The organism is Phenylobacterium sp. LH3H17 (assembly GCF_024298925.1).
Taxonomy (GTDB): domain Bacteria; phylum Pseudomonadota; class Alphaproteobacteria; order Caulobacterales; family Caulobacteraceae; genus Phenylobacterium.
This window is the reverse complement of sequence record NZ_CP101283.1, coordinates 4,048,244-4,069,821: the sequence shown is the minus strand read 5'-3', so window position 1 is coordinate 4,069,821 and position 21,578 is coordinate 4,048,244. Positions and strand designations below refer to the sequence as shown.

Genomic DNA, 21,578 nt, shown 5'->3' with positions numbered 1-21,578 from the left:
CCTATATAGCCCGCCATCATGAGCCGTCCGTTCCTGAAGATGAACGGGCTCGGCAACGACTTCGTCGTGGTCGAGGCCCGATCCGCGCCCTTCGCGCCGACGCCTGAAGAGGTGCGCGCGATCGCGAGCCGCGAGTCCGGCATCGGCTGCGACCAGCTGGTCTCCATCGAGGCCTCGGACAAGGCCGACGCCGCCGTGCGCTTCTGGAACGCCGACGGCGAGGAAGTGGGCGCGTGCGGCAACGCCAGCCGCTGCGTCGGCTGGCTGCTGATGGAGGCCTCGGGGCGCGACCAGGCGGTGATGGAGACGCAAGGGGGGTTGCTGACCGCGACCCGGGCCGGCGACCGGATCGTCAGCGTCGACATGGGCGTCCCGGGCCTGGACTGGACGGACATCCCGCTCGCCGAGGAGATGGACACCAAGGGGATAGAGCTGCAGGTCGGGCCCATCGACGCCCCGATCCTGCACACTCCGGGCTGCGTCTCCATGGGGAACCCGCACGTGGTGTTCTTCGTGCCCGACATCGAGACCGCGCCGGTGGTCCAGGTCGGGCCGATGATCGAGCACCACCATCTCTTCCCGGAAGGCGTGAATGTCGGCTTCGCCCAGATCGTCGCCCGTGACCGCATCCGCCTGCGGGTGTGGGAGCGCGGGGCGGGCCTGACCAAGGCGTGCGGCACCGGCGCCTGCGCGGCCCTGGTCGCTGCCCACCGCCGCGGCCTGACCGACAACAAGGCCACCCTGGTGCTGGACGGCGGCGAGCTCACCATCGAGTGGCGCGAGTCCGACGGCCATGTGATCATGACCGGACCCGCCCAGGTGGATTTCACCGGGACCCTGCCGTGACCCGACGCATCGCCATCCTCGGCCTCATCCTGGCGCCGCTGCTGGGAGCCGCCAGCCCGCCCATCGCCACCTACGCGATGAGTTCGGATTCCATGCGTCCCAATCTCGAAAAGGGCGACCTGGTCGGGGCCGACATGCTGGAGGGCATGTGTGGCCAGACCCATCCGCAGCCCGGCGACGTGGTGGTCTACCGCCCCAAGGACAAGGCCCAGCCCTATCTCGGCCGCGTGGTCGCGGGACCCGGCCAGACCCTGCGGATCCGCCGCGGCCGGCTGGTGATCGACGGCCGCACCGTGCCTGCCGCCCGCGTCGGCGAGGCGCCCGGTGGGGCCGGCGCGGTGGTGCAGGAGACCCTGAGCAACGGGCGCAGCTACTTCACCCTGGCCAGCGGCGAGGAGGCGCTGTTCGACGACATCGCCCCCGTGCGCCTGGGGCCGGAGGACTGGTACATCCTGGCCGACAACCGCGACGACGCCACCGACTCGCGGATCTCGGGCCCCTTCGAGAACAAGGACATCTGCGCCGTCGCAACCGTGATCCTCCAGGCCAAGGACAAGAAGCGTGTCGGCGCAAAGCCCTGATATGGACCTGCCCGTGGCCGCGCCCGGCGACGACGTCGATGTTCGCATCGTCACGTTCGGTTGCCGGCTCAACGCCTATGAAAGCGAGGTCATCCGCGCGCGGGCGAGCGAGGACGGGCTGGCCAACGCCATCGTCTTCAACACCTGCGCGGTGACCGGCGAGGCCGTCCGCCAGGCTCGTCAGGCGATCCGCAAGGCGCGCCGCGAACGGCCCGACGCCCGGTTGATTGTCACGGGCTGCGCCGCCCAGATCGATCCCGCCGCCTTCGCCGGAATGGCCGAGGTCGACCTGGTGCTGGGCAACGCCGAGAAGTCTCAGGCCGGCGCCTATTCGGCCAGCGCGCCGGAAGGCCGGGTCCGCGTCAACGACATCATGAGCGTGCGCGAGACCGCCGGCCACCTGATCGACGGGCTGAAGGACCGGGCGCGGGCCTATGTCGAGGTCCAGAACGGCTGCGACCACCGCTGCACCTTCTGCGTCATCCCCTATGGCCGGGGCAATTCCCGCTCGGCCGCCGCCGGCGAGGTGGTGGAGCAGGTCCGCAAGCTCACCGCCCAGGGCTATCTCGAGGTGGTGCTGACTGGGGTGGACATCACCAGCTGGGGCGCCGACCTGCCGGGTCAGCCGACGCTCGGCCAGCTGGTCGCCCGTATCCTCAAGCTGGTCCCGGAACTGCCGCGCCTGCGGCTGTCGTCCATCGACGCAGCCGAGATCGATCCGGACCTGATGCGCTGCCTGGCCGAAGACCCGCGGCTCATGCCCTATCTGCACCTGTCGCTGCAGGCTGGGGACGACATGATCCTCAAGCGCATGAAGCGCCGCCACCTGCGCGCCGACGCGCTGAAGCTGATCGCCGATGTCCGCGCCGTGCGGCCCGATACGGCGTTCGGCGCCGACCTGATCGCCGGCTTCCCGACCGAGACCGAGGAGATGTTCGAGAACACCCTGCGGCTGGTGGAAGAGGGCGGCCTGTCGTTCCTGCACGTCTTCCCGTTCAGTCCCCGTCCGGGCACGCCCGCGGCGCGGATGCCGCAGCTGCAGCGTCCGGTGATCAAGGACCGCGCCGCGCGCCTGCGGGCGGTGGGCGAGGCGGCTCTGGTCCGCCATCTGGAGCGCCAGGTCGGCCGGACGATCACCGGCCTGGTGGAGCGCGAGGGCGTGGCGCGGGCGGAGGACTTCACTGAGATCGCCTTCACGGGCGAGGCGGCGGTGGGTTCGATCGTCGCGATGCGGATCGTCGGCCATGCGGGCGGCAAGGCGCTGGGCCACGTAGCGATCCTGGAGGCGGCGGAATGAGCGGTGAGACCGGCGGGTGCCAGTGCGGCGCGGTGCGGTTCCGCGTCACCGGCTCCCTGGGCCGGCCGTCCATCTGCCATTGCCGCATGTGCCAGAAGGCGTTCGGCGCGCCCTACGGCGCCCTGGTCTCGGTGAAGATCGCCGAGCTGGAATGGACGCGGGGCGCGCGCAAGCGCTTCGCCAGCTCCAACAAGGTTGAACGCGGCTTCTGCGGCGACTGCGGCACGCCGCTGACCTTCGAGTGGAGCGACAAGGTAATAGATCTGGCCATCGCCGCTTTCGACGACCCGGCGCCGATCGCGCCGGTGGTGCAGATGGCCCTGGACAGCGCCCTGCCCTGGACCGCGGGAACGGCCGACCTCCCGACGCCGCCGGCCACGCATCAGGCGCAGATGCAGGCCCATTACGAGGCCGTGGTCAGCCGCCAGCATCCCGACCACGACACCGAGACTTGGCCGCCGGCGCCCTAGGACCTGTCCGGCTCGCGGTCGCGCCCGCGTCCCGGGAAGCCCGGCAGGCTCCAGCCCCAGAGGATGGCGCCGGTGCGGATCAGGAAGGCGGCCAGGAACCCGGCGATACCGGCCGGGATCGAGGGCACGCCCGCCAGCTCCAGCACGACGAAGACCCCGGCGCCGATCAGGGCGCAGCTCACATAGATCTCCCGGCGCAGCAGCACAGAGGGCTCGTGGGCGAGGACGTCGCGGATCACCCCGCCGAAACAGGCGGTCAGCACGCCCATGACCACGGCGGAAAACGGCGCCACGTCCAGGGCGCCGGCCTTGGCCGCGCCAACCACGCTGTAGGCGGCCATGCCCAGGGCGTCGAGCCAGAGCAGCACCCGCATCCGCGCCTGGCCGGCGCCGAACACCCAGACCGCCAGGGCCGCGGCCAGACAGGCCAGGATGTAGCCTGGCCGGTCCACCCAGAAGACCGGCGCGCCGATCAGCAGGTCGCGAAGGGTGCCGCCTCCGACCCCAGTCACGGCGGCGAAGAAGCCGAAGGTGATGATGTCGTGCTTGCGGCGCGCGGCGGCGAGCGCCCCGGTGGCCCCAAAGACGGCTACGGCGCCAAAGTCGAGCCAGACGAGGGTGGCGGCCAAAGCGTCCATGCCCCAAGCTCTATCGCGCAAGCCCTCTTCCCGCTAGAAGCCCGCCCATGACCGAACCGAAAAAGGGCTGGCTCCAGCGTCTGACCAGCGGGCTGTCGCGCTCGTCGAAGCAGATGACCGAGCAGGTGGTCTCCACCTTCACCAAGCAGCCGCTGGACCAGGCCAAGCTCGACGAGCTGGAAGAGATGCTGATCGAGGCCGACCTCGGCCCGCACTCGGCCGCCCGCATCACCCAGCGCTTCTCCGACGCCAAGTTCGGCAAGAGCGTCGATGAGGGCGAGATCAAGGAAGCCCTGGCCGAGTATATCGGAGAGGAGCTGGAATCCCGCGAGGGCGACTTCGACCCGCTGTCCGGACCCAAGCCCTATGTGGTGCTGTTCATCGGGGTGAACGGCTCCGGCAAGACCACGACGCTCGGCAAGATCGCCGCCGACCTGACCGGGCGGGGGGCCAAGGTCCTGGTGGTGGCCGGCGACACCTTCCGCGCCGCGGCCGTCGAGCAGCTCAAGATCTGGGCCGACAGGGCGCAGGCCGACTTCATGTCGCGGCCCACCGGTTCGGACGCCGCGGGCCTGGCCTTCGACGCCATCGAGACGGCCAAGGAGAACGGCCACGACGTGGTGCTGATCGACACCGCCGGCCGGTTGCAGAACAAGCAGGGCCTGATGGACGAGCTCCTTAAGGTGATCCGGGTGGTCAAGAAGACCCTGCCCGACGCGCCGCATGAGACCCTGCTGGTCCTGGACGCCACGGTGGGCCGCAATGCGCTCGCCCAGGAGAACATCTTCGGCAACCAGATCGGGGTGTCGGGGATCGTGATGACCAAGCTGGACGGCACCGCCCGCGGCGGGGTCCTGGTGCCGGTGGCCCAGGCCAGTGACAGTCCCATCAAATTGATCGGCGTGGGCGAGGGGATCGAGGACCTCCAGCCCTTCAAGGCGCGCGCCTTCGCCCGTACCCTGGTCGGTCTGGAGGACGCATGACCCTGTCGCCCACCATGAAGAAGTACGTGCGCAGCTTCGTCGACTTCGGCGGACTGATCGCCTTCCTCGCCGCCTTCATCTATTTCAGGGTCTCGGGCGTGGCCCAGTCCGAGGCGCTCATGCAGGCGACCTGGGCCCTGGTCGCCGGCTCGGCCGTCGCGCTCGCCGTGGGCTTCATCGTCGAGCGGCGGATCGCGCCCTTCCCCCTGATCGGCGGGGTAGCGGCCCTGTTCTTCGGCTCGCTCACCCTGTTCTTCCATGACCCCCGGCTGCTGAAGATCAAGCCGACGGTGATGAACACCGTCTTCGGGCTCGCCCTGCTGGGCGGCCTGGCCCTGCGCAAGAACCCGCTGAAGCTGCTGATGGGCGAGTCTATCCAGATGCCGGATGAGGGCTGGCGGCGGCTGACCCTGCACTACGCCCTGTTCTTCCTGGCCCTGGCCGGACTGAACGAGGCGGTCTGGCGCACCCAGCCGGACGACATCTGGGTGGCCTTCCGCTTCCCGGGCATCCTGGTCCTGACGGTGATCTTCTCATTCGCCCAGGTGCCGCTGATGATGAAATACGCCAAGACCGACGAACCGCCGCCGCCGCACGTCGAATGACCTTCTCGGAGTAGACCCCTGGCGGTTGCGCCGCCCACGGACCATCTGTCGTCAAATCGACACCGTGGCGCGCTAGCGTCAGCGTGCGGATGACGCTCAGATTGGGACAGCCGATGGCCAAGACCAAGTCGAACGACAAGTCGGGCAAGGGGCTGCCGGCCCTCGACCGCTCTCCCAGCCACCTTCTGCACAGGGCACTGCAGCTCGCCCTCGACATCTACGGCGACGAGTTGGGGACGGGCGCGATCACCCAGCGTCAGTACGCGGTCCTGGCCGCGGTGGAGGCCCACGAGGGCCTGACCCAGACCGACCTGGTGAAGATCACCGGCATCGACCGTTCGACGCTCGCCGACATGGCCGCGCGGATGATCGCCAAGGGCCTGCTGGAGCGCCAGCGCTCGATCTCGGACGCGCGCGCCAACGCGGTCAGCCTCACCGACGCAGGGCGCGTCGCTCTGGATGAGGCTCGGCCGAAGATGGCCAAGGCTGACGCCCGGCTGCTGAAACTGCTGGGCTCCAACAAGCGCGAGGCCCTGGTCGGCGCCCTGCGCGACTTGGTCCGGGCCGGCGAGCAGGCCGCCGATCCGCCGGCCGAGAAGCCGCCCAAGGCCGACAAGCCCAAGAAGGCCGAAAAGGCTGCCAAGCCGAAGAAGAAGAAGCTGAAGAAGGCGGCTTAGAGCCGCCGCCCCAACCCTACCAAGTTCCGGGGCGAACCTAGACCCGGATATCCAGCAGCGAGCCCGGGCGCAGGATCTTCTCCGGAGGATCGGCGGGCAGGGACGTGGGGATCTTCTGAACCGGCGCGGCGGCGGGCGCGGCCATCGCCGGGGCGGCCTGGGGCGCGGCCTTGCCGAGCGCGGCTTCGAAGAAGGCGCGCTGGCCCGGATTGCGCGACGGCTGGACGCCTTGGCCGGGGACCTGGGTCTGCGGAAAGATCGGCGGGCGGACCGTGCTCACGGGCGGACCTTATGGTTAACGAAGTCCTGGCGAACCTGCCTGCGCCACCTCAAGGTTTGGTTAACGGCGCGCCTTGGCCATCAGCGCGCGGGCGGTTTCGGCGGTCAGGGGGCCGGTGTGCTTGGCCAGGATCACCCCGTCGGCGCCGACCAGGTAGGTCTCCGGCACCCCGGTGACGCCGAGCTCGATGCCGGCGCGTCCGTCGCGGTCCACCAGCCGTTCGGCGAAGGGATCGCCCAGCCGCCCCAGGAAGGCCTTGGTGTTCTCCGGCGCGTCCTTGTAGGCGACGCCGACGATCCGCACGCCTTGGCGCCGCAGGTCGACCAGCACCGGATGCTCGATCTCGCAGGGCGCGCACCAGGACGCGAAGACGTTGACCAGGGCGGGGCCCTCGCCCAGGGCCGTGCGCAGGGCGGCGGGCCGGCCGTCGTCCAGGCGCGGCAGGGTGAGTTCGGGGACCGGCTTGCCCACCAGGGCGTCAGGCTGCACCTGCGGGTCGCGCTTCAGCGAGTAGACCCCGAACAGCAAGGCCAGCGCCGCCAGGGCGACCAGCGGCAGGATCGCCAGCCAGCGGCTCACTGGCCCTCCTTCTCCGCGCGGCGGCGCCAGCGATGGGCTCGGGCCAAGGTCGCCCAGATCATGCCGCCGAAAACCGCCGCGGTGATCGCGTAGGCCGGCCATACGAAGGCCGCGTACTTGCCGGCGTCGAGGTCCAGCATGTCAGCTCCTCGCCGCGCGCAGGGCGGCGGCCTCGGCGCGACGGCGCCAGACTTCGGCGCGGATGCCCACCAGCCACAGCGACCCGAAGGCCGCCGTGTAGGCCAGCGCCATCAGGCCAAGTGGCCAAAGGAAGATCGGCGGCATCGCGGGGCCGTCCGCCCGGAACACGGATGCGCCCTGATGCAGGCTGTTCCACCAGTCGACCGAGAACTTGACGACGGGCAGGTTGACGATTCCCACCAGGGCCAGGATCGCCGCCGCGCGAGCCGCCTTTGTCTCGTCGTCCAGCGAGGCGCGCAGCGCCATGTAGGACACGTAAAGCAGGAACAGGATCAGCACCGAGGTCATGCGCGCATCCCATTCCCACCAGGTCCCCCACATCGGGCGTCCCCAGAGCGAACCCGTCACAAGCGCCAGGAAGGTGAAGGCCGCGCCCAGCGGGGCGGCCGCCCGCGCCGCGGCGTCAGCCAGGGCGTGGCGGAAAATGAGCGACAGGAAGCTCGCTCCGGCCAGGCAGGCATAGACGAACATGCTCATATAGGCGGCGGGCACGTGGATGAACATGATCCGCACCGTGTCGCCCTGCTGGTAGTCCTCGGGCGCGGTGAAGCTCAGCCACAGTCCGGCGGCGGCCAGGCACGCCGCCAGAACGCCGAACATCGGCGCGGCCCAGCGGGAGAAGGCCATGAACCGCTCAGGGTTCGACAGAAAGGCCGGCGCCGGGATCATGCGGGCGGATTAGACCCCGGCGCGGCCGTGGGCAAGGCGCCTAGCGCGGCGACCGCGGCGGAGCGGGGGGCTCCGGGGGCATTGGCGGCTGCGGCGGCAGGGTCTCGCCGTCGAAGTGATGCATCCCTGGCATCGGGTGCATCTTCGGCATGCGGTGCATCACCGCCATGGGGCCGAGCGGCATGGGCCCGAAGCCGGGGCCGGCGAACATCATCATCGGCATCTCGTCGAAGGCGCGCTTCTGACGCTCGTCCAAGGCCGCGTAGAAGGTCCGCGTCGCGGCGATGCGTGCCCGTAGGGCGCCCTGGTGTTCGGCCATCCGCGCCTCCATCTCGTCCAGCCGCGCGAGGGTGGAGCGCTGTTCGGCGGCGCGGTCGAAGCCGACCCTGTGCTCGTGCTTGGGTTTCACGGCCTCGAGATAGGCCTTGAGCGCCGGCTCCTGGTCGGGGCGAAGCTGCAGGATCGCGCTCAGGTGGCCGCCGCTGTGGCCATGGCCCATCATCATGGCGTGCCGATCGGCGCCGGCATGGCTCCCCTCGTCCACGAATTCCGTGGCCGCGGTCGTGGGGGCCGGCGCCGGTTTGGGATCGGCGGCGAGCGCCGCGCCGGCGGAAAGGGACAGGGCGGCTCCCGCGAGCAGCCAGGTCAAGGCTCGAGTCATCGCCGTTTCTCCCTGATGGCGGTTGCCGAGAGATCGACGATCCGCGCCGACCATGGCGAAATGTAGCCAATGGCGGCGCTTCCAGGCGAAGCATTCGTAATGTCGCGGGACGGACGCTGGGCCCGCCCCGCGATCAGGGTCTAGCTGCGTCCGCCCATGCCGCCATGATGCCGGCCGCCGCCGTGACCGCCACGTCCGGCGTGCAGGGCGTCGAAGGCCTTCTGCTGGGCGGGCGAGAGCTGGGCGTAGAACCGCTTGGTGGCCGCCGCGTGCTGTTCGAACCGCGCCTGGTGTTCGGCCATCCGCGCCTTCCTGGCGTCCAGTCTTTGCGGGGTGGTGAGCCCGGCCATCTCGCCGCGGCCTTCGTGGTGCTTCTCGCGGGCGCCGGCGGGCCGCTGGTGGGAGTCGATGAAGGCCTTGAGCGCCGCTTCCTGGTCGGGACGCAGCTGCAGGGCCGCGCGCAGATGCTCGGCGCGCTTGGCGGCGTGTTCGGCCGGATCGGCGTGGCGCATGCCGCCATGCCGTCCGTCGTGCTCGCCGTGGCCGGGCATGGCCGCGGCCGGCGGCGGCTGTTGGGCGATGCTCGCCGTGGCGAGACCCGCCGATAGGATGACGCCGCCCAAGGCCAGCGGCGCGAGCTTTCCAAGTTTCATAGATCGCAACTCCAGTTTCACGCCCCTCGCATCTTGAACGCGCGGCCGTCCGGAGTCCGTCGCTAGGAAAGCGCGTTGCGGCAGGCTGCGGCCATGGCGACGGGCCCGAGCGCCACCGCGGCCGCCGCGTAGGCGCTGAGCAGCAGGAAGCCCGAGGCCCAGGGCATGCCGCCGGCCATGGCGTCCAGCGCTCCGCCGCCGAAGATCACCGGTGGGACGAACAGGGGCAGGACGATCACGGCGGTGAGCAACCCGCCACGCCGTGCGCCCAGGCTGAGCGCCGCCCCGATGCCGCCGATGAAGGCGAAGGCCAGGCCGCCGACCAGGGCGCAGGCGAAGATCAGCGGCGCAAGGCGCGGCTCGGCGCCCAGCGCGATGGCGGCGATCGGGGCGGCCAGGCCCAGGGGTGCGGCGGTCGCGATCCACTGGCCCAGACACTTGACGGCGCAGGTGATCTCCAGGGGTGTCGGGGCCATGACCAGCAGGTCCAGCGCCCCGTCCTCGTAGTCGCGCTCGAACAGGCGATCCAGCGAGAGCAGGGCGGCGAGCGCCAGGGCGACCCAGGCCGCGCCCGGCGCCACGGCCACCAGCCGCGCGGACTCCGGCCCGATGGCGAGCGGCAGCAGGGTGGCGACCCCGGCGTAGAATCCCACCGAGACCAACGGCCCGCCGCCGCGGCCCCAGGCCAGGGCCGTCTCGCGGCGGAGCAGGGCCAGGGCGCGGCTCATGCTTCGTTCCCCTGGGCGGAAATCTCCAGCGCCTTGGCGGGGATCGGCAGGGGGTCGTGGACGGCGGCGACGATCATCCCGCCGCCGGCCAGGTGTTGCGCCATCATCGCCCCGAACCGCACCCGCCAGTCGGCGTCGAGGGGGCTCAGAGGCTCATCCAGCAGCCACAGGCCGCGCGGAGCGGCCAGCAGCCGCGCCAGGGCCAGCCGGCGCCTCTGGCCGGCCGACAGGCGCCGGACCTCAAGGTCGAGCAGGGGCGTCAGTTCCAGGGCCTGGGCGGCGGTCTCGGCCGAGGTCGGAGTCCCGCCGGTCCAAAGCGTCCAGAATTCGAGCTCCTCGCGCACAGTGCGAGCGGGCTTCTGGCCGTCCTGGTGGCCGACCAGGTGGATATGGTCGCTGCGGGCCAGGACGGGGTCGAGATCGCCGAAGCCGATGCTGCCGGCCTCCAGCCCCACCAGGCCTGCGATGGCGCGCAGCAAGCTGGTCTTGCCCGCCCCGTTTCGGCCGGTGAGCGCCGCGGCCTCGCCCCCCTTCAGGGTCAGGTCCAGGCCCTGGAACAGCAGGCGCCCGCCCCGGCGAAGGGCCAGGTTTCCGATCTCCAGGCCCGCGATCATCTCAGGGTGGTCCCCGCCGCATGGACGAGCCGAGTTCCACGGGCTATGACGCGCGCGGCCGTCGCCACCTCGGGGGGCGTACGCGGCGCTGGGGCGAACGCTGTGTGTCCGCCTCCAAAAGCGCGCGATCCCCGGATTGGACGTTGAGCGGCCGCGAACAGAGGAAGGATCCTTGAAAATGGCGTCAGCCAACAGTTTGAATAGCCGCCGCGAACTCGCGGTGGGCGGCAAGTCCTACGTCTACTACAGCCTTCGCGCCGCGGAGGAAGCCGGTCTTTCGGGCGTCTCGCGCCTGCCGGTCTCCATGAAGGTGCTGCTGGAAAACCTGCTGCGCAACGAAGACGGCAAGACCGTCACCCCCGAGGACCTGAAGGCGCTGGCCGCCTGGCTCGACAACAAGGGCTCGGTGGAACACGAGATCAGCTTCCGCCCGGCCCGGGTGCTGATGCAGGACTTCACCGGCGTGCCCGCCGTGGTCGACCTGGCCGCCATGCGCGACGCCATGACCAGCCTGGGCGCCGACCCGGAGAAGATCAACCCGCTGAACCCCGTCGACCTGGTCATCGACCACTCGGTGATGGTCGATCATTTCGGCACCGCCAAGGCCTTCGGTGAGAACGTCGAGCGCGAATACGAGCGCAACATCGAGCGCTACCGCTTCCTGCGCTGGGGCTCCTCGGCCTTCAACAACTTCCGCGTCGTGCCCCCGGGCACCGGAATTTGTCACCAGGTGAATCTCGAGTACCTCGCACAGACCGTCTGGCTGGGTGAGGAAGGCTCCGACGCCGTCGCCTATCCCGACACCGTGGTCGGCACCGACAGCCACACCACGATGGTCAACGGCCTGGCGGTCCTGGGCTGGGGCGTGGGCGGCATCGAGGCCGAGGCCGCCATGCTGGGCCAGCCGATCCCGATGCTGATTCCCGAGGTCATCGGCTTCAAGCTTTCCGGCGCGATGCCGGAAGGCGCGACGGCCACCGACCTGGTGCTCACCGTCACCCAGATGCTGCGCAAGAAGGGCGTGGTCGGAAAGTTCGTCGAGTTCTTCGGCCCCGGCCTGTCGGGCCTGACCCTGGAAGACCAGGCGACCATCGCCAACATGGCTCCGGAATACGGCGCCACCTGCGGCTTCTTCCCGGTGACCAAGTCGACCATCGACTATCTGCGGGCGACCGGACGCGCCGAAGAGCGCGTGGCGCTGGTCGAGGCCTATGCCAAGGAACAGGGCATGTGGGTCGAGCCGGGCGACGCCGATCCGGTGTTCTCCGACACCCTGGAGCTCGACCTCGGCTCCGTCCTGCCCTCGCTGGCCGGACCGAAGCGTCCGCAGGACCGCGTTCTGCTCTCCGACGCCGCCGCCGAGTTCGCCCTCGCGCTCACCAAGGACTTCGGCAAGGGCGACGCTCCCGACGCCCGGATCCCGGTGGCCGGCGAGAAGTTCGACGTCGGCCACGGCGACGTGGTGATCGCCGCCATCACCTCCTGCACCAACACCTCCAACCCCTCGGTGCTGATCGCCGCGGGCCTGGTCGCCAAGAAGGCGGTCGAAAAGGGCCTGAAGGTGAAGCCCTGGGTGAAGACCTCGCTGGCGCCCGGCTCCCAGGTGGTCACCGACTATCTCAAGTCCGCGGGCCTGACCAAGTCGCTGGATGCGCTGGGCTTCAATCTGGTCGGTTACGGCTGCACCACCTGCATCGGCAATTCCGGCCCGCTGCCGGAAGCCATTTCCGACGCTGTGAACCAGGGCGACCTGGTGGCCTGCTCGGTGCTGTCGGGCAACCGCAACTTCGAAGGCCGGGTGAACCAGGACGTGCGGGCCAACTACCTGGCCTCGCCGCCCCTGGTGGTCGCCTATGCGCTCGCCGGCTCCATGAAGATCGACCTGACCACCGAGCCGCTCGGCGAGGGCAAGGACGGCAAGCCGGTCTACCTGAAGGACATCTGGCCGACCTCGGAAGAAATCGCCGTCCTGCAACGCAAGCACGTCACCAAGAAGATGTTCGACACCCGCTACGCCGACGTCTTCAAGGGCGACAAGAACTGGCAGGGCATCAAGGTGGCCGGCGGCCAGACCTACGCCTGGGACACGGGCTCCACCTATGTCCAGAACCCACCCTATTTCCAGGGCCTGAAGATGGAGCCGACCCCGGTGGTCGACATCGTCGAGGCCCGGGTGCTGGGGGTGTTCGGCGACTCGATCACCACTGACCACATCAGCCCGGCCGGTTCGATCAAGGCGACGGCCCCGGCCGGCGTCTATCTGCGCGAACGCCAGGTTCCGCCGACGGAGTACAACTCCTACGGCGCGCGCCGCGGCAACCACGAGGTCATGATGCGCGGCACCTTCGCCAACATCCGGATCCGCAACAAGATCACCGCCGACATCGAGGGCGGTGTGACCAAGCACTTCCCGTCCGGCGACGTCATGTCGATCTATGACGCGGCCATGCGCTACCAGTCGGAAGGCCGGCCGGCGGTGGTGTTCGCGGGCAAGGAATACGGCACCGGATCGTCGCGCGACTGGGCGGCCAAGGGCACCAAGCTGCTGGGCGTCCGCGCGGTGATCGCCGAGAGCTTCGAGCGCATCCACCGCTCGAACCTGGTCGGCATGGGCGTGCTGCCGCTGCAGTTCACCCAGGAAGGCTGGCAGAAGCTGAACCTGACCGGCGAGGAGATCGTCACCATCCGCGGCCTGACGGAGCTCTCGCCCCGCAAGCAGCTGACGGTGGAGATGTATCGTCCGTCGGACGGCCGCATCGCGCGTTTCCCGGTCCGTTGCCGGATCGATACGCCCACCGAGCTCGAGTACTACAAGCATGGCGGCGTGTTGAACTACGTGCTGCGCAACCTCGCGCGCTCGGCCGCCTAACCCCATGACTTGAGGCAGGAGGTTCGCCGCACCGCGGACCTCCTGCATCTTCCCCGCCGCAGCCGGTCACACCTTGTTGAAATTCATTCTCCGGGGAAGTCCGCTTTATTGCGCCACGATGCGTAAAGCCGCGCTTTTGTGCCTGACCCTCATCGCGACCCCTGGCCTGGCCGCGGCGGCCAAGCCGCCCGTGGTCATCGAGCTCTACACCGCCCAGGGCTGCGCCTCCTGCGGCGAGGCCAACAGCTATGTCGGCAAGCTGGCCGAGAAGCCCGGCGTGCTCGCCCTGACCTTCCCGGTCGACTACTGGGACTATCTCGGCTGGCCCGACACCTTCGCCAAGCCGGAGTTCGCCGACCGCCAGCGGGCCTATGTGACGCGGCTGGCCTTGCGCGAACCCTATACGCCTCAGGTGGTGATCGCAGGCCACGCCCAGGCGGGCGGCCTGCAGACCGACAAGGTCGACAAGCTGCTGGCCACCGCGGCCCAGGACGCGCGCCCCGCGCCCGACATGGCATTCATTGGCCTGCGCCGGGTTGATGTGGGATCGGGACCGGTCCCTCGGGGCGGGGCCGAGGTCTGGCTGGTCCGCTACGATCCCCGCGAGCAGGACGTGGTGGTCAAGAAGGGCGACAACCGTGGCCAGACAGTCGCCCACCGGAACGTGGTGCGCGAGATCCGGCGGCTGGGAAGCTGGCGCGGCCGGCCCACCGCCTATCGCCTGCCGCCCCCAACCGAGGACGGTCTGGCCACGGCGGTCCTGGTCCAGGGCCCCAACGGCGGGCGCATCGTGGCCGCGGCCCAGCGGACGCCCTGACGGCGACGTCGGCGCGATCCAAGACCCAGACATAAAGAAGCCCGCGCAGGTGGGGGGCATCCCGCGCGGGCTGTTGTCTCATGTGGTCCAGACTGGAGGGTCTGGCAGATAAAGCGTCGGCTGACCGAAGCCCACGATCCAGGGGGGCTGGGGGGGCTGTTCAGGATCCGGGACCAACAGGTTCCGACCAACCGACAATTAGGACTATCGGTAGTGGATCAGGCGGGCGGGAGACCGAAATAAGGTCATTCCATGGCGTGAGGTTACGGTTGTTTTAGATTGGCCGGAGGGCGTGTCTCCACCGCAACGCTTCGCCCGGATTGTCGAGCGGAGCGATTTGGGGTTACCCTTCGCGGCGATGGTCTTCGATCCGTCCCACCAGACCTCCCGCGCGCAGGTCTTTTTCGACCGCCACGAACTGGGGCGCATCCTCTCGCTCTATGGCCGAATGGTCGCCGCCGGCGAATGGCGCGACTACGGCGTCGGCGCCACGGCGGACGCCTGCATCTTCTCGATCTTCCGCCGGGCCTCGGAGGCCCCGCTCTACCGCATCGAGAAGCGGCCATCGCTGGCGCGACGCCAGGGCGCGTGGGCGATCATCGGCCAGGGCGGCCTGATTCTGCGCCGGGGCCATGAGCTGGACCAGGTCCTGAGGTTCTTCGACAAGGGCCGCTTCAAGGTGGTGGACTAGCCCCAAAGCAAAAGCCCCGGCGGTTTCCCGCCGGGGCTTCGAGATTTCAGGTTCTCAACCAGATCTAGCGGCGGTCGCCGAAGATGCTGAGCAGGAACTGGAAGAGGTTGATGAAGTTCAGGTAGAGGCTGAGCGCGCCGTAGTTGGTCGCCACGCCCATGGCGGCTTGGTCCCCACCCATTTCGTAATAGCTCATCTTCAGGCGCTGGGTGTCGTAGGCGATCAGGCCCGCGAAGATCAGCACGCCCACCACGCTGATGAGGAAGCCCATCACCGAGTTCTGCAGGAACATGTTGACCAGGCTGGCGATCACCAGGCCCACCAGGCCGACGATCAGGAAGCTGCCGAAGCCGGTCAGGTCCTTCTTGGTGGTGTAGCCGAACAGCGACAGGCCGCCGAAGGCCGCCGCGGTGATCAGGAAGGTCGAGAAGATCGACGTGCCCGTATAGACCAGGCTCAGCACGCCGAGACCCGCGCCGATCAGGGCGACGATGGTCCAGTAGAAGATGCCGGACGAACGCGGGGTCGCGTTCTTCATGGCGAACATGCCGAACAGCATCACCGCCAGCGGCGAGAACGCCACGACCATGCCCAGGAGGGTGTAGCCGATGCGACCCGTGGGCGAGGTCGAGAACATCAGGTCCCGCACCGGCGGGAAGCTGCCGGTCAGGAAGGCCAGTCCGGCCGAAACGAGCAGGCCCAACGCAACCTTGTTGTAGACGCCGAGCATGAAGCTGCGCAGGCCCGCATCCACCGACATGTCGGCGCGATCCACCGGGATCGTGCGAGCAGCGCCGCGGTTGAAGTCGCTCATCAGAGAAAAAGCCCTTTTCGAAACGCCCCAAGTGGACGCACCTCCGAATATCGGGGTCCGGGCTGTTCTACGCAAGGGAGGGCGGATTACGTTTGCGTCAGTCCTTCCGCATCCTAGGTAGGCGCCGATGATTCGCCTGTTCGCCGCCCTGTCCATTCCTCCCGAGCTGGGCGAGGGCCTGGTCGCGCGCCAGGACGGCCTGCCCGACGCGCGCTGGCGGCCGCTGGAGGCCTTGCACGTCACCCTGCGTTTCTTCGGCGACGTGGCCGAGAACGCCGCCGCCGACCTGGACGCGGAGCTGGCCATCGTGACCTGCCCGCCGTTGAACCTGGAGCTGGAAGGGGTCGGCGCGTTCGGCGAGGGCTATGAGATCCATGCGGTCTGGGCCGGGCTTGTCGAGGATCCGGGCCTGCGCCAGCTCGCCAGACGCTGCGAGACCGCCGCGCGAAGGGCGGGCCTGAAGCCGGACGCCCGGGTCTACAAGCCGCACGTGACGCTCGCCTATCTGCGCCGGCCCAATCCGACCGAGGTGGCCGCCTGGCTCGCGGCCAATAGTCTGCTCAAGTCGCCGCCGTTCCGGGCGACCAGCTTCGGGCTCTATTCCAGCTGGCGCACCGCCGAGGGTTCCCGCTACCGGCTGGAGCGGGAATATCCGCTCGTCTGAAGAGTGCTTCAGATGCTCCCCCTCTGGAGGAGCTCCCGGCCGAATGGCCGGGTGAGGGGGACTTTGACTCTCGTGGTCTTCGACCCCCTCCGCCACCTCCCCCAAATCGCGCGACGCGCTGGGGGAGGATCCGACGGCGCCTAGGCATCTACCGCGTGGTCCTTGAGGACGCCGAGCGGAACAATGGCCAAGGTCTCCTCGTGGGTGGCCTCGAGGATCAGCTGCGGCGCCATGCCGGCGTCGAGAGCTTCCTTCCAGCGCGGGGCGCAGAGGCACCAGCGGTCGCCGGGCTTCAGCCCCGCGAAGGCGTAGTCCGGCATGGGCGTGGAGAGGTCGTTGCCCATGCTCTTGGAGAAGGCCAGGAATTCGGCGGTCATCACCGCGCAGACCGTGTGCATGCCCGTGTCGTGCGGCCCGGTCTCGCAGCACCCGTTGCGGAAGAAGCCGGTCACGGGGTTGAGCGAGCATGGGACGAGTTCGCCGCCCAGCACGTTCTTGGCTCCGTCGTCGTAGCGGATGGTCATGTACCCATCCTAGCTCCTAAAAAGGGCGCTTCGCCATCGGAACCATGGAGCCGGACGCTTGAGCTTGCCCCGCCCGCGCCGCAGCGCCCTCTACATGCCCGCCGCCAATGCGCGCGCCATCGAGAAGGCGCGGGACCTGCCGTGCGACGTGGTGATCCTGGACCTGGAGGACGCCGTCGCCCCCGACGCCAAGGACCTGGCGCGGGCCCAGGCGGTGGCTGCGGTCAAGGCCGGCGGCTTCGGCCGGCGCGAGGTTGTCATCCGGGTCAACGGGCTGGACACTCCCTGGGGCAAGGCGGACCTGGAGGCGGCCGGGGCGGCGAATCCCGATGCGATCCTGGCCCCCAAGGTCTCCTCGGCCGCCGACGTGTCGGCGTACGGCGCGGGACTATCGGGCGACACGCGCCTCTGGGTGATGATCGAGACCTGCGCGGCGATCTTCGCCCTGCCGCAGATCGCCGGCGCGAGTGGGCGGCTGTCGGCCTTGGTGGCCGGGACCAATGACCTGGCCAAGGAGATGCGCTGCCGGCTGGACGTGGCCCGCGCGCCGCTGACCGCCCCCCTCTCCCTGATAGTGGCGGCCGGGAGGGCTTATGGCCTGACCGTTCTGGACGGGGTGTTCAACGGCATCGAGGACGACGCCGGCCTGGCGGCCCAGTGCGCCCAGGGCGCGGCCTTCGGCTTCGACGGCAAGACCCTGATCCATCCGCGCCAGATCGAGGCCGCCAACCTGGCCTTCAGCCCGACCCCGGACGAAGTGGTCTGGTCGCGCGCCATTGTGGCGGCCTTCGACCTGCCGGAAAATGCGGCCAAGGGGGTGATCCGGGTCGAGGGGCGAATGGTCGAGCGGTTGCATCTGGACGAGGCGCGGCGTCTGATCGCCGTCGCGGACGCCATCGCCGCGGCGTGAGATGTCGGCTTTGAGACTGAAAACCCCGCTTCTGCAGGCCACCCTGGCCCTGGCCCTGGCGCTCTGCGCGGCCGCGCCCGCCGCGGCGCAGGAGGCCGACCCCATCGCGGCCCTGCTGGACCAGCCGCCGCCCGCGCCCGAGGCCGCGCCGGCCGCCGCCGCCGCGCCTGATCTCGAGACCGCCGACGCCCTGTCCGCCGAAGCGCCGCCCGCCCCAACGCCGCCGGCCTACACGCCCCCGCCGGTCAATCACGCTCCGCCGACGCCGCAGGCGTCCGAGCCGTTCCCCTATCGGTCGTCGCCCGTGGGACCCCCGCCCACGGTGGTCCGACCGCCCATGGTCTATGCGCCCCCGGCGCCGCGCCCTGAACTCGCCGCCCCGACCTATGTCGATGAGACCGGCCGTTCGCCCGAAGCGCCGCCGAACTCCCTCGACCTGAGCTATGAGGCGCGTTTGCGATCCTCGTCCGCCTCGGCTCAGGGCCTGCAGGGGCCGCTGGACGGCGCCTGGACGCTGCGCAGCCGGGAAGGAACCGCGCTCTACAGCCTGCAACTGGTCGACAACGGGCTGGCGCCGCTGGAAGGCGCCTGGCGCGATCCGCGCCGACGCGGGTCCACCGATTCGTCCGGGTTCGTCAGCGCTATCCAGCGCGCCGGCGGCGAGCTGATCGTCAGCTTCTATCCGCGTCCCGGGGCAGGGGTGGCCACCCTGGTGCTCAACGCCGCCCCCGACGGGTCCTGGATCGGCCGCCTGGAAGAGGGCGGCCAGCGCCGCCCGGTGGTCCTGCGCCGGGACTAGAGGCCGAGCGCCGTCTTGGCGCCCGCGACGGCGCGGGCAAGGGAGTCGGGAGCGTAGGGCTCGGCGGGGCTATGGCCCCAGACCGGCCCAGGCCAGGCCGGGTCCCCGACCCGGCGGCCCACCACATGCACGTGCAGCTGGGGCGTGACATTCCCGAGCGCGCCGACATTCAGTTTGTCGACCCGCGCGCCGAGGACGCGGACGGCCCGGCCGGCGGCCAGGATCTCGTCGGTGAGGATCGCCAAGTCGTCCCGCGACAGGTCCTCCAGCTCGCGGGCCGCCTCGACGCGCGGGATCAGGACGATCCAGGGGTAGCGGGCGTCGTCCTGCAGCCGGGCCTGGCTCAGCGCCAGGTCGCCAAGCTCGCGCGAGGTGGCGAGGAACGCCGGATCCGCCTGAAACATCGCCGCTTCCCCATGTGACCCGCCAACCTTGGTAGCCGCAGGCACCGCGCCTGTCACTTGGCCTTGCCGCAAGGGCCCATGGGGGCTAGACCGCCCGCGAATTTTCGCACTGCAACCACGGGACAGTTCCATGACCATGAAGAAGCCGATCCGCGTCGCGGTCACGGGCGCCGCCGGCAACATCGGTTACGCCCTCCTCTTCCGCATCGCCTCGGGCGAGATGTTCGGCAAGGACCAGCCGCTGATCCTGCAACTTCTGGAAATCCCGGTCGAAGGCCCGCAGAAGGCGCTGAAGGGCGTGGCCATGGAGCTGGAGGACTGCGCCTTCCCGCTGTTGCAGGACATGGTGCTGACCGGCGACGCCAACGTCGCCTTCAAGGACGTGAACTGGGCCTTGCTGGTCGGTTCCAAGCCGCGCGGCCCGGGCATGGAACGCGCCGACCTGCTGAAGGACAACGGCAAGATCTTCATCGCCCAGGGCCAGGCGATCGACGCCGTGGCCGCCGACGACGCCCGCGTGGCCGTGGTGGGCAACCCCTGCAACACCAATGTGATGATCGCCGCCAGCCAGGCCAAGCGCCTGCCGAAGGACCGATTCACCGCCATGGTGCGCCTGGACGAGAACCGCGGCCGCGCCCAGCTGGCGCAGAAGGCCGGCGTGGCGATCACCGAGGTCACCGACCTGTTCATCTACGGCAACCACAGCCCGACCATGTTCGCCGACTTCACCCATGCCAAGATCGGCGGCAAGGACGCCGCCTCGGTCATCGGCGACGAGGCCTGGCTGAAGAACGATTACCTTCCCGCCGTCGGCAAGCGCGGCGCGGCGATCATCGAGGCCAGGGGCGTCTCCTCGGCGGCCTCGGCGGCCAACGCCCTGATCGACCACGTCCGCGACCTGACCACCGTCGGGGCGATCCACTCCGTCGCCGTCGAGAGCCAGGGCCGCTACGGCTTCGCCGACGGCGTCTGGGCCGGCATGCCGGTGAAGACCACCGCCACCGGGTACGAGGTCATCACCAGCCACGAGATGGACGACTTCGCCAAGAGCAAGATCGCGCTGACCAATGACGAACTGATCGGCGAGCGCGACACCGTGAAGGACATGCTGGGCTGAGGCCTGGACCTGGGACGACGGCGCGGCGGCCGTCGTCCTACCAGCGCCGTCCGGCGTCGTCGGCCAGGGCGTTCAGCTCCTCGATCCGCTGGTCGTAAACCGAGGCCACGGCGCTGGGCGACCGCCGGGCCGCGTCCTCGCGGATCTCCAGCCAGTCGTCCTGCTCGCCGCGTAGTTCGTCAAAGGGCGCGCCGGCGCTGAGGGCCCGCTGGAAGGCGCGCGCCAACTGCCGATCGGCGGCCGCCAGAGCCGGATCGGCGCAGACCATATCCTCGGCCTGGGTCGTCGCCCTGCGGCAGTCGAAACTGGGACGGGCCACGCGGACCGGTTCAGGAGCCCGGACAGACTCGGGAACGCGGACGTTGGCGTCGATCGCCGACTGAGACGCGTCCGGAACCGATCGCGCGGACGCGGGTCTGGCAGCCGGTGGCGGCGGCGACGGCCGCGGGAACGCCGCGGGCGGAGGCCTGGTCGCCGCCTCTACAAGGTCGGGCGACATGGTCTCAAGCGGCGGACTCGTTGGGATCGGTGGCGCGGGCGGCGGAGCGGCCACCACGATGTCGATCTGCCCCTCAGCGGTCGCGGGGCGCGGCTGCATCGGGGCCGGCTCGGGACCACGTCCGATCAGATCGGGCCTAGCCACCACGCCCAGGCCGAGGCCCAGAACGCAGGCGACAGCCACGCCCCCGATCAGCGCGCCGCGACTAAGCCGGCGCGGTTCGGGTTCGGGTTCGGGCTCTGGCTCGGGATCAGGGTCCGGCCCCAGTGGCCGAAAGCGCGGTTGGCGCCGGTCCATGTCCGGCGGCGGGTCTTCCCACGATTGAAAGGTCATGTTGGTGTGTCCAGCTTGCTCTAAGCCAGAACGCACCAACCGGCTGAACGGTCGCTGAACCGATTGTCGCTCCTGCGTATCTTGGCTACTGCGAACACCAACTGGAGACCGCCATCGTGAGCCTGGGCCCCACTCTCGAGACCGAACGGCTGATCCTGCGCCCGCCCATCGCGGCCGATTTCGAACCCTGGGCCGCCTTCGTCGCCGACGAGGAGGCCGGCCGCTTCCTGGGAGGCGCCCAGCCCCGTCCCGTCGCCTGGCGCGGCATGTGCGCCATGACCGGCGCCTGGACGGTGGCGGGCTTCAGCATGTTCTCGGTGGTGGAGAAGGCCAGCGGCGACTGGGTCGGACGCCTGGGCCCCTGGTCGCCCGAAGGCTGGCCTGGGACCGAGGTCGGCTGGGGCATCGCCCGCGAGCACTGGGGCAAGGGCTATGCGCCGGAGGGGGCGACGGCGGCCATCGACTGGGCCTTCGACCATCTGGGCTGGACAGAGGTGATCCACTGCATCGACCCCGGCAACATCAATTCCCAGAACGTGGCCCGGCGGCTGGGCTCCTCGATCCTGCGCCACGCGGTCCTGCCGCCGCCGTTGAACGACAGCGTCGACGTTTGGGGACAGACGCGCGAGCAGTGGCGAGCCCGGTCGAGCTGATC

28 protein-coding genes are annotated in these 21,578 nt (G+C 69.8%); 15 read left to right on the top strand and 13 right to left on the bottom strand.

Annotated features, from left to right (window positions below):
• The first annotated feature begins 18 nt into the window (after window positions 1-18).
• The 4 genes from dapF to M9M90_RS20085 are packed head-to-tail and all read left to right on the top strand — an operon-like array spanning window position 19 to window position 3,194.
• Window positions 19-846: a diaminopimelate epimerase gene (gene dapF, locus M9M90_RS20100; RefSeq protein WP_254835004.1), complete on the top strand. Its 828-nt coding sequence runs from the start codon at window positions 19-21 to the stop codon at window positions 844-846.
• On the top strand, window positions 843-1,427 hold the full coding sequence (gene lepB / locus M9M90_RS20095) for a signal peptidase I (protein WP_254835003.1): 585 nt from the start codon (window positions 843-845) through the stop codon (window positions 1,425-1,427). Before dapF ends, lepB begins: the two co-directional genes overlap by 4 nt.
• Before the next feature lies 1 nt (window position 1,428).
• Complete coding sequence (gene mtaB / locus M9M90_RS20090) at window positions 1,429-2,724, top strand: tRNA (N(6)-L-threonylcarbamoyladenosine(37)-C(2))-methylthiotransferase MtaB (protein ID WP_254835002.1); 1,296 nt, start codon at window positions 1,429-1,431, stop codon at window positions 2,722-2,724.
• Complete coding sequence (locus tag M9M90_RS20085; RefSeq protein ID WP_254835001.1) at window positions 2,721-3,194, top strand: GFA family protein; 474 nt, start codon at window positions 2,721-2,723, stop codon at window positions 3,192-3,194. Before mtaB ends, M9M90_RS20085 begins: the two co-directional genes overlap by 4 nt.
• Here the strand turns inward: M9M90_RS20085 and M9M90_RS20080 are convergent.
• Window positions 3,191-3,832, bottom strand: a complete 642-nt coding sequence (locus M9M90_RS20080) for a trimeric intracellular cation channel family protein (protein ID WP_254835000.1) — start codon at window positions 3,830-3,832, stop codon at window positions 3,191-3,193. The genes M9M90_RS20085 and M9M90_RS20080 overlap by 4 nt on opposite strands.
• Window positions 3,833-3,879: 47 nt before the next feature.
• Between M9M90_RS20080 and ftsY the strand changes: the two genes are divergently transcribed.
• The 3 genes from ftsY to M9M90_RS20065 all read left to right on the top strand — a co-directional run bounded on the left by ftsY (window position 3,880) and on the right by M9M90_RS20065 (window position 6,097).
• Window positions 3,880-4,815, top strand: a complete 936-nt coding sequence (ftsY, locus tag M9M90_RS20075) for a signal recognition particle-docking protein FtsY (RefSeq protein WP_254834999.1) — start codon at window positions 3,880-3,882, stop codon at window positions 4,813-4,815.
• Entirely contained in the window at window positions 4,812-5,420 is a 609-nt protein-coding gene (locus M9M90_RS20070) for an inner membrane-spanning protein YciB (RefSeq protein ID WP_254834998.1), read from the top strand. Before ftsY ends, M9M90_RS20070 begins: the two co-directional genes overlap by 4 nt.
• Window positions 5,421-5,533: 113 nt before the next feature.
• Entirely contained in the window at window positions 5,534-6,097 is a 564-nt protein-coding gene (locus M9M90_RS20065; RefSeq protein WP_254834997.1) for a MarR family winged helix-turn-helix transcriptional regulator, read from the top strand.
• 37 nt (window positions 6,098-6,134) lie between these two features.
• On the opposite strand, the gene M9M90_RS20060 is transcribed toward M9M90_RS20065, so the two are convergent.
• The 8 genes from M9M90_RS20060 to ccmA all read right to left on the bottom strand — a co-directional run bounded on the left by M9M90_RS20060 (window position 6,135) and on the right by ccmA (window position 10,482).
• The gene (locus tag M9M90_RS20060) at window positions 6,135-6,377 is read right to left on the bottom strand and encodes a hypothetical protein (protein ID WP_254834996.1); all 243 of its coding nucleotides are present in this window, start codon (window positions 6,375-6,377) and stop codon (window positions 6,135-6,137) included.
• A gap of 60 nt (window positions 6,378-6,437) precedes the next feature.
• On the bottom strand, window positions 6,438-6,956 hold the full coding sequence (locus tag M9M90_RS20055) for a DsbE family thiol:disulfide interchange protein (protein ID WP_254834995.1): 519 nt from the start codon (window positions 6,954-6,956) through the stop codon (window positions 6,438-6,440).
• The gene (ccmD, locus tag M9M90_RS20050) at window positions 6,953-7,096 is read right to left on the bottom strand and encodes a heme exporter protein CcmD (protein WP_254834994.1); all 144 of its coding nucleotides are present in this window, start codon (window positions 7,094-7,096) and stop codon (window positions 6,953-6,955) included. Before ccmD ends, M9M90_RS20055 begins: the two co-directional genes overlap by 4 nt.
• Before the next feature lies 1 nt (window position 7,097).
• A complete protein-coding gene (gene ccmC, locus M9M90_RS20045) occupies window positions 7,098-7,784 on the bottom strand; it encodes a heme ABC transporter permease CcmC (RefSeq protein WP_254834993.1) in 687 nt (228 codons plus the stop codon).
• Window positions 7,785-7,866: 82 nt separating this feature from the next.
• Window positions 7,867-8,487, bottom strand: a complete 621-nt coding sequence (locus M9M90_RS20040; protein WP_254834992.1) for a Spy/CpxP family protein refolding chaperone — start codon at window positions 8,485-8,487, stop codon at window positions 7,867-7,869.
• A 140-nt stretch (window positions 8,488-8,627) separates the two neighbouring features.
• The gene (locus tag M9M90_RS20035) at window positions 8,628-9,140 is read right to left on the bottom strand and encodes a Spy/CpxP family protein refolding chaperone (RefSeq protein ID WP_254834991.1); all 513 of its coding nucleotides are present in this window, start codon (window positions 9,138-9,140) and stop codon (window positions 8,628-8,630) included.
• 62 nt (window positions 9,141-9,202) lie between these two features.
• Window positions 9,203-9,868, bottom strand: coding sequence for a heme exporter protein CcmB (gene ccmB, locus M9M90_RS20030; RefSeq protein ID WP_254834990.1), 666 nt, complete (start codon window positions 9,866-9,868; stop codon window positions 9,203-9,205).
• A complete protein-coding gene (gene ccmA / locus M9M90_RS20025) occupies window positions 9,865-10,482 on the bottom strand; it encodes a heme ABC exporter ATP-binding protein CcmA (RefSeq protein ID WP_254834989.1) in 618 nt (205 codons plus the stop codon). The genes ccmB and ccmA overlap by 4 nt, the downstream gene beginning before the upstream one ends.
• A 178-nt stretch (window positions 10,483-10,660) precedes the next feature.
• On the opposite strand from ccmA, the gene acnA reads away from it, so the two are divergent.
• From acnA to M9M90_RS20010, 3 genes are all read left to right on the top strand, one after another.
• Entirely contained in the window at window positions 10,661-13,351 is a 2,691-nt protein-coding gene (gene acnA / locus M9M90_RS20020) for an aconitate hydratase AcnA (RefSeq protein WP_254834988.1), read from the top strand.
• Window positions 13,352-13,487: 136 nt separating this feature from the next.
• Entirely contained in the window at window positions 13,488-14,168 is a 681-nt protein-coding gene (locus M9M90_RS20015) for a DUF1223 domain-containing protein (protein WP_371876881.1), read from the top strand.
• Between the two features lie 358 nt (window positions 14,169-14,526).
• Window positions 14,527-14,859: a DUF2794 domain-containing protein gene (locus M9M90_RS20010; protein WP_254834986.1), complete on the top strand. Its 333-nt coding sequence runs from the start codon at window positions 14,527-14,529 to the stop codon at window positions 14,857-14,859.
• Window positions 14,860-14,923: 64 nt separating this feature from the next.
• On the opposite strand, the gene M9M90_RS20005 is transcribed toward M9M90_RS20010, so the two are convergent.
• Window positions 14,924-15,673, bottom strand: a complete 750-nt coding sequence (locus M9M90_RS20005) for a Bax inhibitor-1/YccA family protein (protein WP_254834985.1) — start codon at window positions 15,671-15,673, stop codon at window positions 14,924-14,926.
• A gap of 127 nt (window positions 15,674-15,800) precedes the next feature.
• On the opposite strand from M9M90_RS20005, the gene thpR reads away from it, so the two are divergent.
• On the top strand, window positions 15,801-16,337 hold the full coding sequence (gene thpR / locus M9M90_RS20000) for an RNA 2',3'-cyclic phosphodiesterase (RefSeq protein ID WP_254834984.1): 537 nt from the start codon (window positions 15,801-15,803) through the stop codon (window positions 16,335-16,337).
• 140 nt (window positions 16,338-16,477) lie between these two features.
• Here thpR and M9M90_RS19995 read toward each other — a convergent pair whose 3' ends face one another.
• On the bottom strand, window positions 16,478-16,861 hold the full coding sequence (locus tag M9M90_RS19995; RefSeq protein WP_254834983.1) for a DUF2237 family protein: 384 nt from the start codon (window positions 16,859-16,861) through the stop codon (window positions 16,478-16,480).
• 58 nt (window positions 16,862-16,919) lie between these two features.
• On the opposite strand from M9M90_RS19995, the gene M9M90_RS19990 reads away from it, so the two are divergent.
• Together M9M90_RS19990 and M9M90_RS19985 are read left to right on the top strand one after the other, a co-directional pair.
• Window positions 16,920-17,771, top strand: a complete 852-nt coding sequence (locus M9M90_RS19990) for a CoA ester lyase (protein WP_256549217.1) — start codon at window positions 16,920-16,922, stop codon at window positions 17,769-17,771.
• A 10-nt stretch (window positions 17,772-17,781) separates the two neighbouring features.
• Window positions 17,782-18,570: a hypothetical protein gene (locus tag M9M90_RS19985; protein WP_254834982.1), complete on the top strand. Its 789-nt coding sequence runs from the start codon at window positions 17,782-17,784 to the stop codon at window positions 18,568-18,570.
• Here the strand turns inward: M9M90_RS19985 and M9M90_RS19980 are convergent.
• Window positions 18,567-18,974, bottom strand: coding sequence for an HIT domain-containing protein (locus M9M90_RS19980; protein WP_254834981.1), 408 nt, complete (start codon window positions 18,972-18,974; stop codon window positions 18,567-18,569). The two genes, M9M90_RS19985 and M9M90_RS19980, sit on opposite strands and share 4 nt — an antisense overlap.
• A 136-nt stretch (window positions 18,975-19,110) precedes the next feature.
• Here M9M90_RS19980 and M9M90_RS19975 point away from each other — a divergent pair, with 136 nt between their 5' ends.
• Window positions 19,111-20,091 (top strand): malate dehydrogenase, encoded by a 981-nt coding sequence (locus tag M9M90_RS19975; RefSeq protein WP_371876942.1) that lies wholly within the window; start codon window positions 19,111-19,113, stop codon window positions 20,089-20,091.
• A 37-nt stretch (window positions 20,092-20,128) separates the two neighbouring features.
• Here M9M90_RS19975 and M9M90_RS19970 read toward each other — a convergent pair whose 3' ends face one another.
• A complete protein-coding gene (locus M9M90_RS19970) occupies window positions 20,129-20,410 on the bottom strand; it encodes a lysozyme inhibitor LprI family protein (RefSeq protein ID WP_254834979.1) in 282 nt (93 codons plus the stop codon).
• A 626-nt stretch (window positions 20,411-21,036) separates the two neighbouring features.
• On the opposite strand from M9M90_RS19970, the gene M9M90_RS19965 reads away from it, so the two are divergent.
• Window positions 21,037-21,576 (top strand): GNAT family N-acetyltransferase, encoded by a 540-nt coding sequence (locus M9M90_RS19965; protein ID WP_254837173.1) that lies wholly within the window; start codon window positions 21,037-21,039, stop codon window positions 21,574-21,576.
• Window positions 21,577-21,578: the final 2 nt, after the last annotated feature.